18 protein-coding genes and 4 pseudogenes are annotated in these 14,535 nt (G+C 39.6%); 5 read left to right on the top strand and 17 right to left on the bottom strand.

Going from position 1 to position 14,535, the window contains the following annotated elements:
• Both HT688_RS07360 and HT688_RS07355 read right to left on the bottom strand, forming a co-directional pair.
• Positions 1 to 330: pseudogene (locus HT688_RS07360) on the bottom strand (transposase family protein); the annotation flags it as partial.
• Positions 331 to 374: 44 nt separating this feature from the next.
• Positions 375 to 1,694: a CapA family protein gene (locus HT688_RS07355; RefSeq protein ID WP_000830203.1), complete on the bottom strand. Its 1,320-nt coding sequence runs from the start codon at positions 1,692 to 1,694 to the stop codon at positions 375 to 377.
• A gap of 303 nt (positions 1,695 to 1,997) precedes the next feature.
• Here HT688_RS07355 and def point away from each other — a divergent pair, with 303 nt between their 5' ends.
• Positions 1,998 to 2,609 carry a peptide deformylase gene (gene def / locus HT688_RS07350; RefSeq protein WP_001272956.1) on the top strand — a complete coding sequence of 204 codons (612 nt, stop codon included), beginning with the start codon at positions 1,998 to 2,000 and terminating at the stop codon, positions 2,607 to 2,609.
• Between the two features lie 44 nt (positions 2,610 to 2,653).
• On the top strand, positions 2,654 to 3,382 hold the full coding sequence (gene rlmB / locus HT688_RS07345) for a 23S rRNA (guanosine(2251)-2'-O)-methyltransferase RlmB (protein WP_000855766.1): 729 nt from the start codon (positions 2,654 to 2,656) through the stop codon (positions 3,380 to 3,382).
• Positions 3,383 to 3,420: 38 nt separating this feature from the next.
• Here the strand turns inward: rlmB and trxB are convergent, their stop codons facing one another.
• From trxB to HT688_RS07310, 7 genes are all read right to left on the bottom strand, one after another.
• On the bottom strand, positions 3,421 to 4,332 hold the full coding sequence (gene trxB / locus HT688_RS07340; protein WP_000272299.1) for a thioredoxin-disulfide reductase: 912 nt from the start codon (positions 4,330 to 4,332) through the stop codon (positions 3,421 to 3,423).
• 65 nt (positions 4,333 to 4,397) lie between these two features.
• On the bottom strand, positions 4,398 to 4,622 hold the full coding sequence (locus HT688_RS07335; protein ID WP_000926599.1) for a DUF4059 family protein: 225 nt from the start codon (positions 4,620 to 4,622) through the stop codon (positions 4,398 to 4,400).
• A 76-nt stretch (positions 4,623 to 4,698) separates the two neighbouring features.
• Positions 4,699 to 5,442, bottom strand: coding sequence for an amino acid ABC transporter ATP-binding protein (locus tag HT688_RS07330; RefSeq protein WP_000590965.1), 744 nt, complete (start codon positions 5,440 to 5,442; stop codon positions 4,699 to 4,701).
• Positions 5,442 to 6,242 carry an amino acid ABC transporter permease gene (locus tag HT688_RS07325; RefSeq protein ID WP_001103446.1) on the bottom strand — a complete coding sequence of 267 codons (801 nt, stop codon included), beginning with the start codon at positions 6,240 to 6,242 and terminating at the stop codon, positions 5,442 to 5,444. The genes HT688_RS07330 and HT688_RS07325 overlap by 1 nt, the downstream gene beginning before the upstream one ends.
• A 157-nt stretch (positions 6,243 to 6,399) precedes the next feature.
• A complete protein-coding gene (locus HT688_RS07320) occupies positions 6,400 to 6,756 on the bottom strand; it encodes an arsenate reductase family protein (protein WP_023934080.1) in 357 nt (118 codons plus the stop codon).
• Between the two features lie 5 nt (positions 6,757 to 6,761).
• Positions 6,762 to 7,280 carry a methylated-DNA--[protein]-cysteine S-methyltransferase gene (locus tag HT688_RS07315; protein WP_023934081.1) on the bottom strand — a complete coding sequence of 173 codons (519 nt, stop codon included), beginning with the start codon at positions 7,278 to 7,280 and terminating at the stop codon, positions 6,762 to 6,764.
• Positions 7,280 to 7,774 (bottom strand): GNAT family N-acetyltransferase, encoded by a 495-nt coding sequence (locus HT688_RS07310; protein ID WP_000405855.1) that lies wholly within the window; start codon positions 7,772 to 7,774, stop codon positions 7,280 to 7,282. The genes HT688_RS07315 and HT688_RS07310 overlap by 1 nt, the downstream gene beginning before the upstream one ends.
• Before the next feature lie 134 nt (positions 7,775 to 7,908).
• On the opposite strand from HT688_RS07310, the gene HT688_RS07305 reads away from it, so the two are divergent.
• Both HT688_RS07305 and trhA read left to right on the top strand, forming a co-directional pair.
• The gene (locus HT688_RS07305) at positions 7,909 to 8,355 is read left to right on the top strand and encodes a DUF1836 domain-containing protein (RefSeq protein ID WP_000858721.1); all 447 of its coding nucleotides are present in this window, start codon (positions 7,909 to 7,911) and stop codon (positions 8,353 to 8,355) included.
• Positions 8,352 to 8,999: a PAQR family membrane homeostasis protein TrhA gene (gene trhA, locus HT688_RS07300; protein ID WP_001097999.1), complete on the top strand. Its 648-nt coding sequence runs from the start codon at positions 8,352 to 8,354 to the stop codon at positions 8,997 to 8,999. Before HT688_RS07305 ends, trhA begins: the two co-directional genes overlap by 4 nt.
• A gap of 239 nt (positions 9,000 to 9,238) precedes the next feature.
• Here trhA and pdxT read toward each other — a convergent pair whose 3' ends face one another.
• The 8 genes and pseudogenes from pdxT to HT688_RS07260 all read right to left on the bottom strand — a co-directional run bounded on the left by pdxT (position 9,239) and on the right by HT688_RS07260 (position 14,283).
• The gene (pdxT, locus tag HT688_RS07295; RefSeq protein ID WP_023934084.1) at positions 9,239 to 9,820 is read right to left on the bottom strand and encodes a pyridoxal 5'-phosphate synthase glutaminase subunit PdxT; all 582 of its coding nucleotides are present in this window, start codon (positions 9,818 to 9,820) and stop codon (positions 9,239 to 9,241) included.
• Positions 9,821 to 10,696, bottom strand: coding sequence for a pyridoxal 5'-phosphate synthase lyase subunit PdxS (gene pdxS, locus HT688_RS07290; protein WP_023939837.1), 876 nt, complete (start codon positions 10,694 to 10,696; stop codon positions 9,821 to 9,823).
• Between the two features lie 208 nt (positions 10,697 to 10,904).
• Positions 10,905 to 11,589 (bottom strand): annotated as a pseudogene (locus tag HT688_RS11820) (transposase); the annotation flags it as partial.
• Positions 11,590 to 11,784: 195 nt separating this feature from the next.
• Positions 11,785 to 11,950: pseudogene (locus HT688_RS11815) on the bottom strand (IS630 family transposase); the annotation flags it as partial.
• Positions 11,951 to 12,165: 215 nt separating this feature from the next.
• A complete protein-coding gene (locus HT688_RS07275) occupies positions 12,166 to 12,495 on the bottom strand; it encodes an ATP-binding cassette domain-containing protein (protein ID WP_230554368.1) in 330 nt (109 codons plus the stop codon).
• A gap of 126 nt (positions 12,496 to 12,621) precedes the next feature.
• The gene (locus tag HT688_RS07270) at positions 12,622 to 13,413 is read right to left on the bottom strand and encodes an ABC transporter permease (protein WP_050208676.1); all 792 of its coding nucleotides are present in this window, start codon (positions 13,411 to 13,413) and stop codon (positions 12,622 to 12,624) included.
• Positions 13,414 to 13,432: 19 nt separating this feature from the next.
• Positions 13,433 to 14,011 carry a phosphate propanoyltransferase gene (gene pduL, locus HT688_RS07265; RefSeq protein WP_000405172.1) on the bottom strand — a complete coding sequence of 193 codons (579 nt, stop codon included), beginning with the start codon at positions 14,009 to 14,011 and terminating at the stop codon, positions 13,433 to 13,435.
• Between the two features lie 23 nt (positions 14,012 to 14,034).
• Complete coding sequence (locus HT688_RS07260; protein WP_000777026.1) at positions 14,035 to 14,283, bottom strand: hypothetical protein; 249 nt, start codon at positions 14,281 to 14,283, stop codon at positions 14,035 to 14,037.
• A 63-nt stretch (positions 14,284 to 14,346) separates the two neighbouring features.
• On the opposite strand from HT688_RS07260, the pseudogene HT688_RS11810 reads away from it, so the two are divergent.
• Positions 14,347 to 14,535, top strand: a pseudogene (locus HT688_RS11810) (IS630 transposase-related protein); the annotation flags it as partial.

Here is a 14,535-nt window from a genome sequence, read left to right as displayed (position 1 = left end):
CCGTATCCTCAGAACTGAGAGGAGTTCTTGAAATCGCAACACCACCTTTGAACAAGAGTTACTTCATCCCATTGGCTCCGACGGATTAAGTTGCTTTCGTGAATACCAAGATCAGCCGCAATTTCTTCATAAGTTCGATATTCTCGCACATATTGAAGTCGCCATAAGAAGGTATTCTAGGCTTAGTTTAGGTTTTCGTCCCCCTTTTGCGTGTTTACCTTGATAATCTCTTTTTAATACAGCTAACATCTCTTCAAAAGTCGTGCACTGAACACCAACCAGGAGCTTAAATCGTGCATCAGTTAGTTGTTCACTTGCTTCATAATCCATAGAACTATTATACCATATATTGTTTCGCAGGAAGTCTATTCAAGCTAATCCCACTTCAATCCCACATGTTCGTTCATTTCTTTATAGGCTGTATCAATTCGTTCCTTAGTCGCTTCATCTAACTGGTCACGATGACTGCCACCCTCTATAAAATCTTCCAAGATATAGGTTTGATAATGATATAAAGGATAGCCTTCTGGTGAAAAGGTTCCCTTTGGTGTTCGATTGACCCAAGTAGGATGAGCTTTAGCTGTTCCGATAGTTGTTTTTCCATCCTTCTTCTTAATGGTTACATCCATGAGAACGCCACGTTCAGTCCACTTAGCATTTTCTTCATCTCCCATAGATTCAATCCGTTGATTGGAAATGAAGTTCCCCATTGAATAGATAATGAGTTTCTTGTCTCCATCTTTTTCAACCGTTTCAGATGGTTCCACAACGTGAGGATGCCCTCCAAAGATAATATCCGCCCCCCAATCAATCATCTTGTGATAAAGAGCTTTTTGTTCCTCAGTTGGTTCCAATCGATACTCCACACCCATCTGAGGCATGATAATGGTGATATCTGCTTCCTTCTCTGCCCGTTCAATTTCAGCCTTCATCTTATCTTCGTTTAAATCTGAAAGATAACGATTATAGTCTTCCTGAGAAATATACCGTTCAATTCCATTGAATCCATAGGAATAGGCCAAAAGAGCAACCTTGATTCCATTCACTTCCTTAATGACCAACGGAGCCTGATCACGTGGTTCATGCGTATAAACTCCGATTGGAGTGATTCCAGCTTTTTCAATAATATCGGCCGTTGAAATAACTCCCTCAATTTGCGAATCCAAAATATGATTATGAGCTAAATCTAGCACATGATAACCTGCATCCTTAATGGCATCCATAACTTCAGCAGGAGCATTAAAGAGAGGATAACCCGCTAAATAATGATCCTTATTGATGGTTCCTTCAAAATCACCAATAGCTAAATCTGCTTGCTTGAGCCAAGGTGTCACATACTCAAAATTCTCATGAAAGTCATAGGTACCGTCTTCTTTTTTAGCTGAAAAGAAAAGTCCATCGTGGTAGAGCAAATCCCCATTAGCCATAATTCTGGCAGTTTTTTCCTCTTCCTGCTCCTGAGACTTTTGCTTAGTCCCCTCTTGAGAAATAGTATCTCGTTTTTGACTGGTTAAAGGGATTCTTTGGAAACTTTCAAACAACAAGACCAAGCCCATTGATAAGGCAACTGCTAGCAAGAGTACCGCCACAAATCCTTTATTGCTCCACCTGCGATAACTCCTAAAAAAGTTTACCAAGCCCTTCATAAAACGAAAAGCTAAACCACCCTGATTTCGATTTTGTCTTCTTTTCATCTTCATTCTCCCTACTTTCTTATGCAAGCCTTTTCTTTTTATTATATCATAGATAAGTAATTCTTTCACAATTGATACTCTTCGAAAATCTCTTCAAACCACGTCAGCGTCGCCTTACCGTATATATGTTACCGACTTCGTCAGTTCTATCNNGCAACCTACGGCTAGCTTCTTAGTTTGCTCTTTGATTTTCATTGAGTATGAATTGAACTTCCTATCTATTTTCTATAAATCCTAAAGGCTATAATACTTTCAATCCTTGTCATTTTGTGTTATCATGTAGAGGTAATGAAAGGAGAGAAAATGTCTGCAATAGAACGTATTACAAAAGCTGCTCACTTAATTGATATGAACGATATTATCCGCGAGGGGAATCCAACTCTACGCGCAGTTGCTGAGGAAGTCACTTTCCCCCTATCTGACCAGGAAATTATCCTAGGCGAAAAGATGATGCAATTCCTTAAACATTCCCAAGATCCTGTCATGGCTGAAAAAATGGGACTCCGCGGTGGGGTTGGACTTGCTGCTCCTCAGTTGGATATCTCAAAACGCATTATCGCTGTTTTGGTACCTAATATTGTTGAAGAAGGCGAAACTCCACAGGAAGCCTACGACTTGCAAGCTATTATGTACAATCCAAAAATCGTCTCTCACTCTGTTCAAGATGCTGCTCTTGGCGAAGGAGAAGGTTGCCTGTCTGTAGACCGCAACGTGCCTGGCTATGTTGTTCGCCATGCCCGCGTTACTGTTGACTACTTTGACAAAGATGGAGAAAAACACCGTATCAAACTCAAAGGCTACAACTCCATTGTTGTTCAGCATGAAATTGACCACATTAACGGTATCATGTTTTACGATCGTATCAATGAAAAAGACCCATTTGCAGTTAAAGATGGTTTACTGATTCTAGAATAAAGAAAATCCCGTTGCAAGACGGGGTTTTGTGTTATAATAGAGGCATGAAAACAAATGATATTGTCTATGGCGTCCACGCCGTTACCGAAGCCCTCCTTGCAAATACTGGAAACAAACTCTACCTCCAAGAAAATCTCCGAGGTAAGAATCTTGAGAAAGTCAAGGAACTGGCTACAGAAAAGAAGGTGTCCATTTCTTGGACCTCAAAAAAATCCCTCTCTGAGATGACTGAAGGTGCTGTCCACCAAGGTTTTGTTTTACGAGTGTCCGAATTTGCCTATAGCGAGCTAGATCACATCCTTTCCAAAACACGCCAAGAAGAAAATCCTTTGCTATTGATTCTGGATGGTTTGACTGGCCCTCACAACCTAGGATCCATCCTGAGAACAGCCGATGCGACCAATGTTTCAGGTGTCATCATTCCCAAGCACCGTGCTGTAGGTGTTACCCCCGTCGTTGCCAAAACGGCCACAGGTGCTATCGAGCACGTTCCCATCGCCCGAGTGACCAATCTGAGCCAAACTCTGGACAAAGTCAAGGATGAAGGCTTCTGGACCTTTGGAACGGATATGAACGGTACTCCTTGCCATAAGTGGAATACAAAAGGGAAAATCGCCCTCATCATCGGAAATGAAGGAAAAGGCATCTCTAGCAACATTAAAAAACAGGTCGATGAAATGATTACCATTCCCATGAATGGCCATGTTCAAAGCCTTAATGCCAGTGTTGCTGCGGCCATTCTCATGTACGAAGTTTTCCGAAACAGACTATAAAAAAGTTTCCAGTCATCTGATTGGAAACTTTTTTATGATTAACTATGTTCTGTGATAAATTTATAGGCTTCTTGACCAGCGATAGCTCCATCTCCAACCGCTGTTGTTACTTGGCGAAGGTCTTTCTGGCGAACATCTCCAACTGCAAAGATACCGTCAACTGCAGTTTTCATGTGGTTATCTGTCACAATCCAGCCTGCCTGATCTTGGATATTCAATTCTTTAACAAAATCGCTAAGAGGGTCCAATCCAACATAGATAAAGACGCCACCGAAGGCTTGTTCTGTCACTTGACCTGTTTTCACATTTTCAAATACGACAGATTCTACTCGGTTTTCACCCTTGATTTCCTTCACTACAGAATCCCAGATAAAGCTGATTTTCTCATTCGCAAAGGCGCGGTCTTGTAAAACCTTTTGAGCACGAAGTTGGTCACGACGGTGAACAATGGTAACAGTCTTAGCAAAACGAGTCAAGAAGAGGGCTTCTTCAACAGCTGAATCTCCACCACCAACTACCAACAAATCTTGGTCACGGAAGAAAGCACCATCACACACGGCACAGTAAGAAACACCACGACTGTTCAGTTCTTCTTCTCCAGGTACTCCCAAAGGACGGTGTTTAGAACCAGTTGCTACGATAACGGTACGAGTTTCATATGTTTGGTCGTCAGTCATCACTTTCTTAAAATCACCATGGTCTTCGACATTTTCAACATATCCATAAATGTGCTCAACACCGAGATTTTCAAGCGGTTCAAACATCTTTTCTGCCAATTCAGGTCCACTAATATTAGCATATCCTGGGTAATTTTCGATATCAGATGTATTATTCATCTGACCACCTGGCAGACCACCTTCAATCAAAGCTACTTTCAAATTGCTTCGAGCAGCATACAAGGCTGCAGTCATCCCTGCAGGTCCAGCACCGATAATAATAGTATCGTACATATAGTTTCCTTCTTTCTTGTTGTAACTATCTTTATTCTAACTCTTTCTTGTCAATCACGCAAGGATTATGCCTTGAAAACAAGAATTAAACTCATAACCGCAAAGGATAATACTGGAACAACCAAGACCCCAATCATAATCATATCATAGAGATGGGCTTGGCGAGCCTTGGCTGTCTTATCAACTCCCGACATGGCTCTCAGTCCAATCCAAATTCCTAAAAAAATCAGGACGAGGATGGTGGTTAAGATCAAACTCTCGAAATATAAAGAAAATAGTTGCAGTAGCATGATTTCTCTCATTTCTATCTTTTTAAAGAGTAAACTCAGCTAGTCCAGCTAACTGAGTTTTTCTTTATCTATTATATCAAATATAAGTCCGTTTGTAACTAGCGAAGAATTCTTTTGTCCGCTCTTCTTTAGGATGGTGGATAATCTCATCTGGTGTTCCAGACTCGATGATTTTCCCCTTATCTAAGAAGAGAATCTTATCAGCCACTTGGGCTACAAAGGACATGTCATGACTGACCAAAATCATGGTCTGACCTGACTTAGCAGCATCTGCAATAGACTTCTCTACTTCACCGACCAATTCTGGGTCAAGGGCTGAAGTTGGTTCATCTAAGAGCAAGACATCTGGTTTCATAGCAAGCGCACGCGCCAAGGCAACCCGTTGCTTTTGTCCACCTGATAAATGGCGAGGGTAATGGTTTTCACGATCAGAAAGCCCAACCTTAGCCAACTCTTCCTTGGCAATCTTAGTCGCTTCTTGGTCAGATAATTTCTTGACAACAACCAAGCCTTCTTTCACATTATCAAGTGCTGTACGGCGCTCAAACAAATTAAACTGCTGAAATACCATAGATAACTTGCGACGTAGGGCAAGGATTTCTTCTTGAGTGATTTTAGAAAAATCAACCGAGAAATCATCAATCTGAATCGAGCCACTATCAGGTGTTTCAAGATAATTGAGACTGCGAAGAAAGGTTGATTTTCCAGCTCCTGAAGAACCAATCAAGGCTACAACTTCCCCTTTTTGAATATCCAAGTCCAGATGATCCAAGACAGTCTGTCCTGAAAAGGATTTGCTTAAATTCGAAATCTTAATCATTAACGAAGGTCTCCTTTCACATCTGTTTGCACTGTATCTGGTGCAGAAATAGCCATTTTTCTCTCGATGAAACGACCAAGGCTCTCAATTCCGATATTGACTACCCAATAAACAAGAGCAACGGAGATGAAGCGCTCAAAATAACGATAATCGGCACCACCCAAAATCTGAGCTTGGGCAAAGACTTCCACAACACCCGCACTAAAGGCTAGGGAAGTTCCCTTGGTCAAGCCGATGAGGGAGTTAATCAAGGTTGGAGTCGCCACAACGGCCGCATTTGGAATAATCACGCGACGATAAACTTGTGCTCGGGTCATCCCCAGACTACGTGCCGCCTCAATCTCACCAGGATTGACTGAGAGAATGGCTGCACGAATGGTTTCACTGGCATAAGCTGCCTCATTGAAAGCAAAAGCAACAATCGCAAAAGCTGCTGCTGGAATGGCATTGATATTGAGACCAGTCCCCCATTGCTGATTGAGGGCTTTCAAAGCCAAAGGAATTCCGTAGTAGGTCAACATGAGCTGCACTAAAATCGGTGTCCCTTTTAAGAAACTAACAAAGAAGGCCTGCAAGGGATATAAAATCTTAACACGATTGATCTTCACAATGGCAAAAAGAAGCGCCAAAACCAAGCCAAAAAAGGCACCACCAATTGTCAACATAATCGTTGTTGGAAGTTGTTGAACAATTCTCGGAATTCCATCAAAGACCGAACGCAAGCTAAAAAGCTTGCCATCCGGAATCAATTGCATCAAGTTTTGATACCAATCTGATGCTAAAATCGTTGTAACATTCATAAAAACATCCTCTCCTGATAATGATTCATTCTACCATACTTCTGCCGTCAATGAAATTATTTGCTACGGTCAGATACAGTCTTTGTCTACCTACTAGTTTATCATACTTTAAAACAGGGAGGTTATATATTTTATCTATCAGAGAGATAAGTAAAAACTATTTCAATCCCAATTCTTCATAAGGTTTTCGATAACCGATTTGTTTAACAGTTCCATTTTCTACTAAAATTGGCCGTTTTAACAACATGCCGTCGCTTGCTAGCAACTCAGCTGCTTCTTGGTTTGACAGACTTCCTACCTTATCTTTTAACCCTAATTCACGGTATTTGATTCCACTGGTGTTAAAAAATTGCTTCAATTCAAACCCTGAGGTTTCCAGCCAGTTTAAAATAACTTCTTGGCTAGGTGTTTCTTCGGCGATATGGACGGCTTTGTAGTCCACACCGAGTTGGTTTAATTCTTGTTTTGCTTTTTTACAAGTTGAACATTTTGGGTATTCGATAAATTCTAACATGTCTTTCACTTTCTATTATTTATATCTTTAAAATCTGCGCCTTCATACTCCAAGAGCCAGGCTTTCTTTTCCACTCCTGCGGCATAACCAGTCAGACGCTTGCCTGCTCCCAGCACACGGTGACAAGGTACTAGAATAGACCAAGGATTGCGTCCTACCGCTCCACCAATTGCTTGAGCAGAAGGCACTTGCAGGTCTTGGGCTATTTGCCCATATGTCACTGTCTGACCATAAGGAATTCCCTGTAAATAGTCCCAAACTCGCTTTTCAAAATCCGTTCCAATTGGAGCCAAGGGCAAGTCGGATAAATCCTTAGGCTTGCCTTTAAAGTAAGCATCTAAGCAAGTAATAACTGGGTCTAAAATGGGATGACTAACAACTGCTTCTATCGTCTCATCTCCTAGTCCCCTCTCAAAATGCTTCTGCTCCTGAACCCAAATTCCATACAAATAATGGTCATCAGCTACGAGAGAAAGGGAGCCAATCGGCGAAGAATAGAGCATTTTTACATACTTCTTTTGCATTATTTCTTTAATTTTTGATAGGCCAAGCGTTCGCCATCAACTGGAACCTTACCAACCTGTTTAAAACCGAGTTTTTCAAAAATATGCTGCATAGCTTTGTTTTCAGCATGCGTATCTGAGCGAAAATCTAGATAATCAAAACCTTCAATCAAGCCCTCTAAAAAGGTTTGAGCAACTCCCTGTCCCTGCACATCTGCTGCCACAGCAATACGGTGAAAGACTAGGTACTCTGACTCCCCAACTTGCCAGTTGCCTTCATAAATGGCTTCATAGGCTGCCTCTGGACTCTTGGTCACAGCAGCATAGGCTAGTAGTTCTCCCTCTTCCAAGGCTACATAGGCTTGACCTGAGATAATATCTTCAATAATAATATCAGCATTTGGATAACCATTTTGCCACTGGTCACTACCAGCATCCGCTAAACATTTTTTAGCATCCTCCATCACTTGCATGATGTCATCTACTTCATTTGGAAAAGCTAAACGAATCTCCATCTTTTCTCCTCATTTCTGACTAGTTTCTCCCATCCTAGCATAATTTAAGTCTTTCTACAAGCAGTTAAAACTTGACTTTCTGTTTTTGTTATTTTATAATCTAGTTATTAAAACTAGATAAAAAGGAGTTGAAAATGAAAACTACCTTTTCCTACCCAAAATGGGCAGAAATTCCAAATATTGACCTCTATCTGGACCAGGTTTTACTCTATGTCAATCAGGTCTGTGCCCCTATCTCTCCTGATAAAGACAAAGGCCTGACAGCATCTATGGTTAACAATTATGTCAAACATGGTTACCTGACAAAACCTGACAAGAAAAAATACCAACGTCAACAGATTGCCCGTCTGATTGCTATCACAACCCTCAAGTCTGTATTTTCGATTCAAGAAATCGCTCAGACACTGAATACTCTACAAAGTCAAGCAAGTTCAGAGCAACTCTACGATGCTTTTGTGAACTACATGAACCAAGGAATTGACCCAGCTAACCCTATCATCCAAACCAGCTGCCAAACCGTTAAACTCTATCATCAAACCCTAGCCTTAATCCATCATACTCAAGAGGAGGTAATCCAATGAACACTAGTCTTAAACTCAGCAAACAACTCAGTTTCGGAGAAGAGATTGCTAATAGTGTGACCCATGCTGTGGGTGCAGTCATCATGCTCATCTTACTCCCTATTTCATCCACCTATAGTTACGAAGCACATGGCTTTTTATCCTCTATCGGCGTTTCCATTTTCGTTATCAGTCTCTTTCTCATGTTCCTCTCATCCACCATTTACCACTCTATGGCCTATGGTTCGACCCACAAATACGTCTTGAGAATTATTGACCATTCTATGATTTATGTGGCTATCGCAGGCTCTTATACGCCAGTCGTCTTAACCTTGATGAATAACTGGTTTGGCTATCTGATTATTGCTATCCAATGGGGAACGACCATCTTTGGTATTCTCTATAAAATCCTTGCTAAAAAAGTCAATGAAAAATTTAGCCTTGCTCTTTACCTGATTATGGGCTGGTTGGTTCTGGCTATCATTCCTGCCATTATCAGTCAAACGACACCAATTTTCTGGAGTCTCATGGTAACTGGCGGACTCTCTTATACAGTTGGGGCTGGATTTTACGCCAAGAAAAAACCTTATTTCCACATGATTTGGCATCTCTTTATCCTAGCTGCGTCCGCACTCCAATACATCGCCATTGTTTATTACATGTAAAACTCTAAGCAGGCAGAGCCTGCTTAGAGTTTTATAATCGAATTTCCTAAAGAGGAAGCAATATGAAAGCCGTCATTGCTTGTGCTCATAAGATCTTCAGAATCATTTACAAACTACTCTCCACCAAGCATACTTATCAAAAAGAAAAGGCGCTAGGACTGAGGAAACATTTCTAACGCAAAAACTAAAAAAATTTCAATTATAGTATAGCACAGGAAGTGATTTTTTGCGCTTTTTTACTATCTTTTTTCTTCACATATATTTATAAAGTACTGGTGCAAGCTTACATCATCAGTCAATTCAGGATGAAAAGAAGTTACCAACATATTTTTTTCTTGGGCTGCAACGATTTGATTATTCACTGTTGCTAGAATTTCTACATCTTCTCCAACACTGCTGATAATTGGACCACGGATAAAGGTCATTGGAATCTGACCAACTCCCTTACATTCTGCTTCCGTATAGAAACTTCCTAGTTGGCGTCCATAGGCATTGCGCTCGACCACCATATCCATTGTTCCAAGATGACTCTCGTCCTGAGAAGTGATTTCCTTAGCCAGCAGGATCAAGCCCGCACAGGTTCCAAAGACTGGTAAACCAGATAAAATAGCTTCTCTTATAGGAGTCATCATATGTTGATCTCGTAAGAGCTTGCCCATGGTTGTAGACTCTCCTCCAGGTAATATCAAGCCAGACAGTTCATTTTGATATTTCTGGAAATCTTCTAAATTTCTGAGTTCGACACTATCGACTCCTAATTTTTCTAGCACTTTTACATGTTCTGCAAAGGCACCTTGCAAGGCCAATATTCCGATTTTCATCTATTTTCCTCTCTCTGCCATGAGAATTTGGATTTCATTTTCATTGATACCAACCATGGCTTCTCCTAAATCTTCAGAGATTTGAGCCAGTATTTGAGGATTACGGAAGTTAGTCACAGCCTTAACAATGGCACTCGCTCGTTTAACAGGATCTCCTGACTTGAAAATACCTGAACCGACAAAGACCCCCTCTGCCCCTAACTGCATCATCAGCGCAGCATCTGCTGGTGTTGCAACGCCTCCAGCTGCGAAGTTTACAACTGGCAATTTTCCATGTTCATGGACATATTGAACCAATTCTACAGGGACTTGCAAGTCCTTAGCAGCAACATAAAGTTCGTCCTCACGTAGGTTTTGAACACGGCGAATTTCCTGATTCATCATACGCATATGGCGAACAGCTTGGACAATATCTCCTGTACCCGGTTCTCCTTTAGTACGAATCATGGAAGCACCTTCAGCGATACGACGCAAGGCTTCCCCCAAGTCCTTGGCACCACAAACAAAAGGTACTTGAAATTCTTTCTTGTCCACATGGAAACGATCGTCAGCTGGAGATAAAACTTCACTCTCATCGATATAGTCAATCTCAATAGCCTCTAAAATCTGAGCTTCAACAAAATGCCCGATTCTAACCTTAGCCATCACTGGAATGCTAACCGCTTCTTGGATTTCCTTAATCATCTTTGGATCACTCATACGGGAAACACCACCAGCTGCACGAATATCAGCTGGAATCCGCTCCAAAGCCATAACAGCAGCCGCACCAGCAGCCTCTGCAATACGAGCCTGTTCAGGATTTTGAACGTCCATGATAACCCCACCTTTGAGCATCTGTGCCAAATTTTTATTTAATTCATAACGATTTTCAGTCATTTGTTTTATCCTCATCATTTATATTGGTAGCTACCATTTCATTTTAAAATAGAACAGAGTGAATCACAAGATAAAAAAAGAAGAATTGTATGGGTACAGATTGAATCGAGTAGGGGCTAAGACTAGTCCCTCTCACACCACCGTAGGTGCCGTTCGGCATAGGGCAGTTCAACTAATACTCATATCTATTTTCAAAAAGCATTCTGGTTCATTCTCTTTTAACGATGGACTTTACAACACTCCTCTCTAATCCTTGTATGATCTCTTGAAATGTATCAATGCCAGCTTCCAAGGTTTGAAATGCTTTATTCTGGAAGCCACCTTCACCAAGCTCTTTCTGCATCTGTTCAATAGGATTCATCTCTGGCCTGTATGGGGGAATAAAGGGAAAGCCAATATGATTTGGAATAGTTAAGCTACTTGATGGATGCCCTAGGGCATGATCCATGACTAGTAAAATAAAATCAGTTGGATAGGCCTGTGACAGTTCTTGTAAACAAGCTTTCCTCCATTCAGTATGGCATCCTCCGGCAAGCAGGAAAAAAGATGCTCCTCTATAAGCATCAACAGCTCTCTAACAGTAAGAGAATTCATGCACGGAATGACTATGGACAGGAGGACCTATTCCTTTAGGTGGCTAACAAGATCCTAGTTTACTGCCTATCCGAAACCAGCCTCATCTTTGATGCATGAACCCAAGCTTACGAAAGCATCTACTATCTTTAAAGCGTTTTCTTACCTTCTTGAATAGAGATGGGATGTTTAGACGCGGCAATGGTTTGAGCGCCTGCTTTCTTAGGATCTAGGGCAACAGTGCGCCAGCTATGTCGCTTCAACAGTTGACAGAAAGCATCACCTGTGTAGGAACGACTAATCTCCTTTTGATAGGACTGAAGAAATGGAGTATCACTAAACCTCCTGAGAAACAATCTCTAGAACACTTGTCCTACAACGGCCTGTATATCCTAGTCCGGTACGTTATAAGCAATGAATTCATTTTTATTACAATTCAATCTAGATTTTGCAGGAAATCTACTGTAACAACTTCCTCTTCCTCTGAAGTTTTCAAATGACCGGAAAACTATCTATTCCTTGACTGTCATATAAACGTGGTTACAACCACCACGTCTTTCTTGAAGGAGAGAGTCCGAACCTAACTCCTCATCCTTCTTTAAATTTCACCAAACTACAGTCTAGACGCTCTATCATCTCTTGATAGGATTTTCCCATCAAACAAAGCAGAACGATTGGAAGACTTTGTGTTAGAGGCTTAGTAAGGTCTTTAAAGAGAAAGGTGATTTCTTGTTTAGCTAATTTCATGTTACTATCGTACAATGCTTTTTGAAGTATGTCTAGTATTAACCACTCTTTTCATCACCCCACTACAAGTTGATAAAGAGCCACAAAACTTCAAGACTTTTCTAAGTATTTTCGATATAAGCATTAAATATATTTCAGAAAAAGCAACATTAACCTCCCTTAACTGAAACAAACTCAAGTTCACTAAATTGATTAATAATTCTTTTCAAGTCTTTATCTGCTTTTTTCTCTGACACATCATATTCAGATGTTAATTTTCTCAATAAGTGGTCATATGAAATTGAAGTATCAATTTTAGACCATATAAAAAGATTTCTCTCTCCATCACTTATAACATTGATTTTACTTCGAGTATCCTTTAAATTATCATTAATATCAATTCCATTAATTGTAATTTCTCCTGAATCTTGTTTTAGAAGCGTTGTCATCATTTTTATTAAGGTTGTTTTGCCTGCCCCATTTTCTCCTAAAACTCCAATTATTTTTCCTCTTGGAATTTTTAATGAAACATTATTAATAGCTTACTTTTTCTTTTTAGTAAATTAATCTTCGTTTTTGTAAGATAACTTTTAGATACATTTTTTACTTCTAACATCGGAATTCTCCTAAATTGTTAAATATTCGATCACTTTCTTCTCCACCTTTTTATAGCTGAGCAAGCCAATCACAATAAAAACTAATGAGAGAAGTAAAACTTTAAAAATCAATAGACATAGTTGAAGCGATTCCAAATCTCCAGAAGATATTAGTCTAACTATCTCTAAGCCATAAGTAATTGGTAATAAATCACCAACACATTTTAGAAAATCAAGAAGCACTGTCCTAGGAAATGTAACACCAGATACTAAAAATATCAAAATAAATAACGTATTCTGACTTATAAATGTATCTCTTAACCAGAGCATTATGTTAGCAACAAAAACACTCATAGAAAATGATATTAAAACAATAACAACATAACTCAACAGCCAATAGGATATTGGAGTTGCCATGAACTTTGCACCGAGCAAAATAGAAATAATAAAAAGTGAACAAAACTCCATAAAAGTTCTTCCAAGCTGTTCAATGAACACGCCTATATAATAGCTGAAAATACTATATGGAGTTATAAATAAGCTTTCCAAGGTTCCCTCTCGGACCTCAACCATCAATGAACGCCCTACATTCATCAAAATAGCAACAGCAACATTGTAGTAAAGCATCCCAGCAGCAGCGAAAGTAAAATAATCAATCACTTCTACTTGACTAACTACTAATTTGTTATTAAAAAGATAATGAGCAATTAACCAATACCCTAAAAGCTGAAAAATGGCATCTAACAATCGATTCAGGAATAGAGCTACTGGAAAAAATCTAGTATACATTTGCAAATTTCTAATTATTAATGCCTTAATCAACTTTCGATAATCTCCATTTCTACTCTTTTATAATCGTGCCAATCTCACCTCCTGATAAAAGAAGTGCATTCGCATCATCAGTATCAATATGCATTTCCAATCTATATTTATCACTCACTCTGCAATGAACATCATGCAAAGTAGCACTTTTTTCGCTTTTTACTTCAACAGAAACTATATCTCCATTTTTAAGACCCATTTCCTCAGCTTCTTCTGTGGCAAAGTGAATATGTCTATTAGCAATAATGCACCCTTCATCTAAATTAACTCTTCCATTAGGTCCTATAATGGTAATCGGTGAAGAGTTTTCAATCTCACTCGAAGTACGTACTGGTGGAGTTATCTTTAATAATCTAGAATCTGTTTTAGAAACCTCAACTTGTGTATAAGGACGAATTGGTCCTAATACCCTGACACGATTAATCTCGCCAGATGCCGACTGAATTGTAACCTGTTCTTCAGCAGCAAATTCACCAGGCTGATACAAATCTTTTAACTTGTTTAGTTGGTATCCTTCACCAAATAAAATATCTAAATGTTCCCTCTTTAAATGAACATGTCTAGCAGAAATGTTAATGATTACTTGATTAATTTCCATGATAATTTATCTCCTTTTCCTATTTATAATACCATATTTTTTTCTGATTCATTATACTCAAAATGAATCAAAGCCTCTTTATTCAGATACATACCCTCTTCATTGAGTAAATGATTCAAATCAGAGTTCCATTGTGACGGTTTATCTCCTATACTTTCTAAGTTCTCAACAAAAGTATAGATATAAAAGTTTGTTGCTCTATATTTTTCACCTCCTATATTAAAATCTCTAAATAAGCTTATTGCTAATATTTTATAGTCGCTTAGTTTCAAACAAGCATGTTATAATAAAGCTATGCATGTAGTACAGATTTTAAACAGCGAGCATTAGATTACATCAAAGAGGGGGCACAGCCATGTCGAGGCAGCCAAGGTTTTTGATGTCGGCGTCAGAACTCTCTTCACGTGGGAAAAGAACTTACGTGAACAAGGACACTTAGAGAGGAAAAAGCGAGTCGTCAAAAACCGAAAGATTCCTTTAGAGGAATTGAAATCCTTTGTAGAGGCTTATCCAGATGCTTTTTT

Origin of the sequence: Streptococcus sp. 1559 (genome assembly GCF_013276735.1) — a bacterium.
In the GTDB taxonomy this organism is placed as follows: Bacteria; Bacillota; Bacilli; order Lactobacillales; family Streptococcaceae; genus Streptococcus; species Streptococcus pseudopneumoniae.
This window is presented reverse-complemented; position numbering and strand designations above follow the sequence as displayed.

What these genes read in the sequence shown, in the direction of transcription:
- rlmB (WP_000855766.1), top strand. Translation starts at nt 2,654, where the DNA reads ATGAAAACAAATGATATTGTCTATGGCGTCCACGCCGTTACCGAAGCC.
- trxB (WP_000272299.1), bottom strand. Translation starts at nt 4,332, where the DNA reads ATGTACGATACTATTATTATCGGTGCTGGACCTGCAGGGATGACTGCA.
- pdxT (WP_023934084.1), bottom strand. Translation starts at nt 9,820, where the DNA reads ATGAAAATCGGAATATTGGCCTTGCAAGGTGCCTTTGCAGAACATGTA.
- HT688_RS07330 (WP_000590965.1), bottom strand. Translation starts at nt 5,442, where the DNA reads ATGATTAAGATTTCGAATTTAAGCAAATCCTTTTCAGGACAGACTGTC.
- trhA (WP_001097999.1), top strand. Translation starts at nt 8,352, where the DNA reads ATGAACACTAGTCTTAAACTCAGCAAACAACTCAGTTTCGGAGAAGAG.
- HT688_RS07305 (WP_000858721.1), top strand. Translation starts at nt 7,909, where the DNA reads ATGAAAACTACCTTTTCCTACCCAAAATGGGCAGAAATTCCAAATATT.
- def (WP_001272956.1), top strand. Translation starts at nt 1,998, where the DNA reads ATGTCTGCAATAGAACGTATTACAAAAGCTGCTCACTTAATTGATATG.
- pduL (WP_000405172.1), bottom strand. Translation starts at nt 14,011, where the DNA reads ATGGAAATTAATCAAGTAATCATTAACATTTCTGCTAGACATGTTCAT.
- HT688_RS07325 (WP_001103446.1), bottom strand. Translation starts at nt 6,242, where the DNA reads ATGAATGTTACAACGATTTTAGCATCAGATTGGTATCAAAACTTGATG.
- pdxS (WP_023939837.1), bottom strand. Translation starts at nt 10,696, where the DNA reads ATGACTGAAAATCGTTATGAATTAAATAAAAATTTGGCACAGATGCTC.
- HT688_RS07355 (WP_000830203.1), bottom strand. Translation starts at nt 1,694, where the DNA reads ATGAAAAGAAGACAAAATCGAAATCAGGGTGGTTTAGCTTTTCGTTTT.
- HT688_RS07320 (WP_023934080.1), bottom strand. Translation starts at nt 6,756, where the DNA reads ATGTTAGAATTTATCGAATACCCAAAATGTTCAACTTGTAAAAAAGCA.
- HT688_RS07315 (WP_023934081.1), bottom strand. Translation starts at nt 7,280, where the DNA reads ATGCAAAAGAAGTATGTAAAAATGCTCTATTCTTCGCCGATTGGCTCC.
- HT688_RS07310 (WP_000405855.1), bottom strand. Translation starts at nt 7,774, where the DNA reads ATGGAGATTCGTTTAGCTTTTCCAAATGAAGTAGATGACATCATGCAA.
- HT688_RS07335 (WP_000926599.1), bottom strand. Translation starts at nt 4,622, where the DNA reads ATGCTACTGCAACTATTTTCTTTATATTTCGAGAGTTTGATCTTAACC.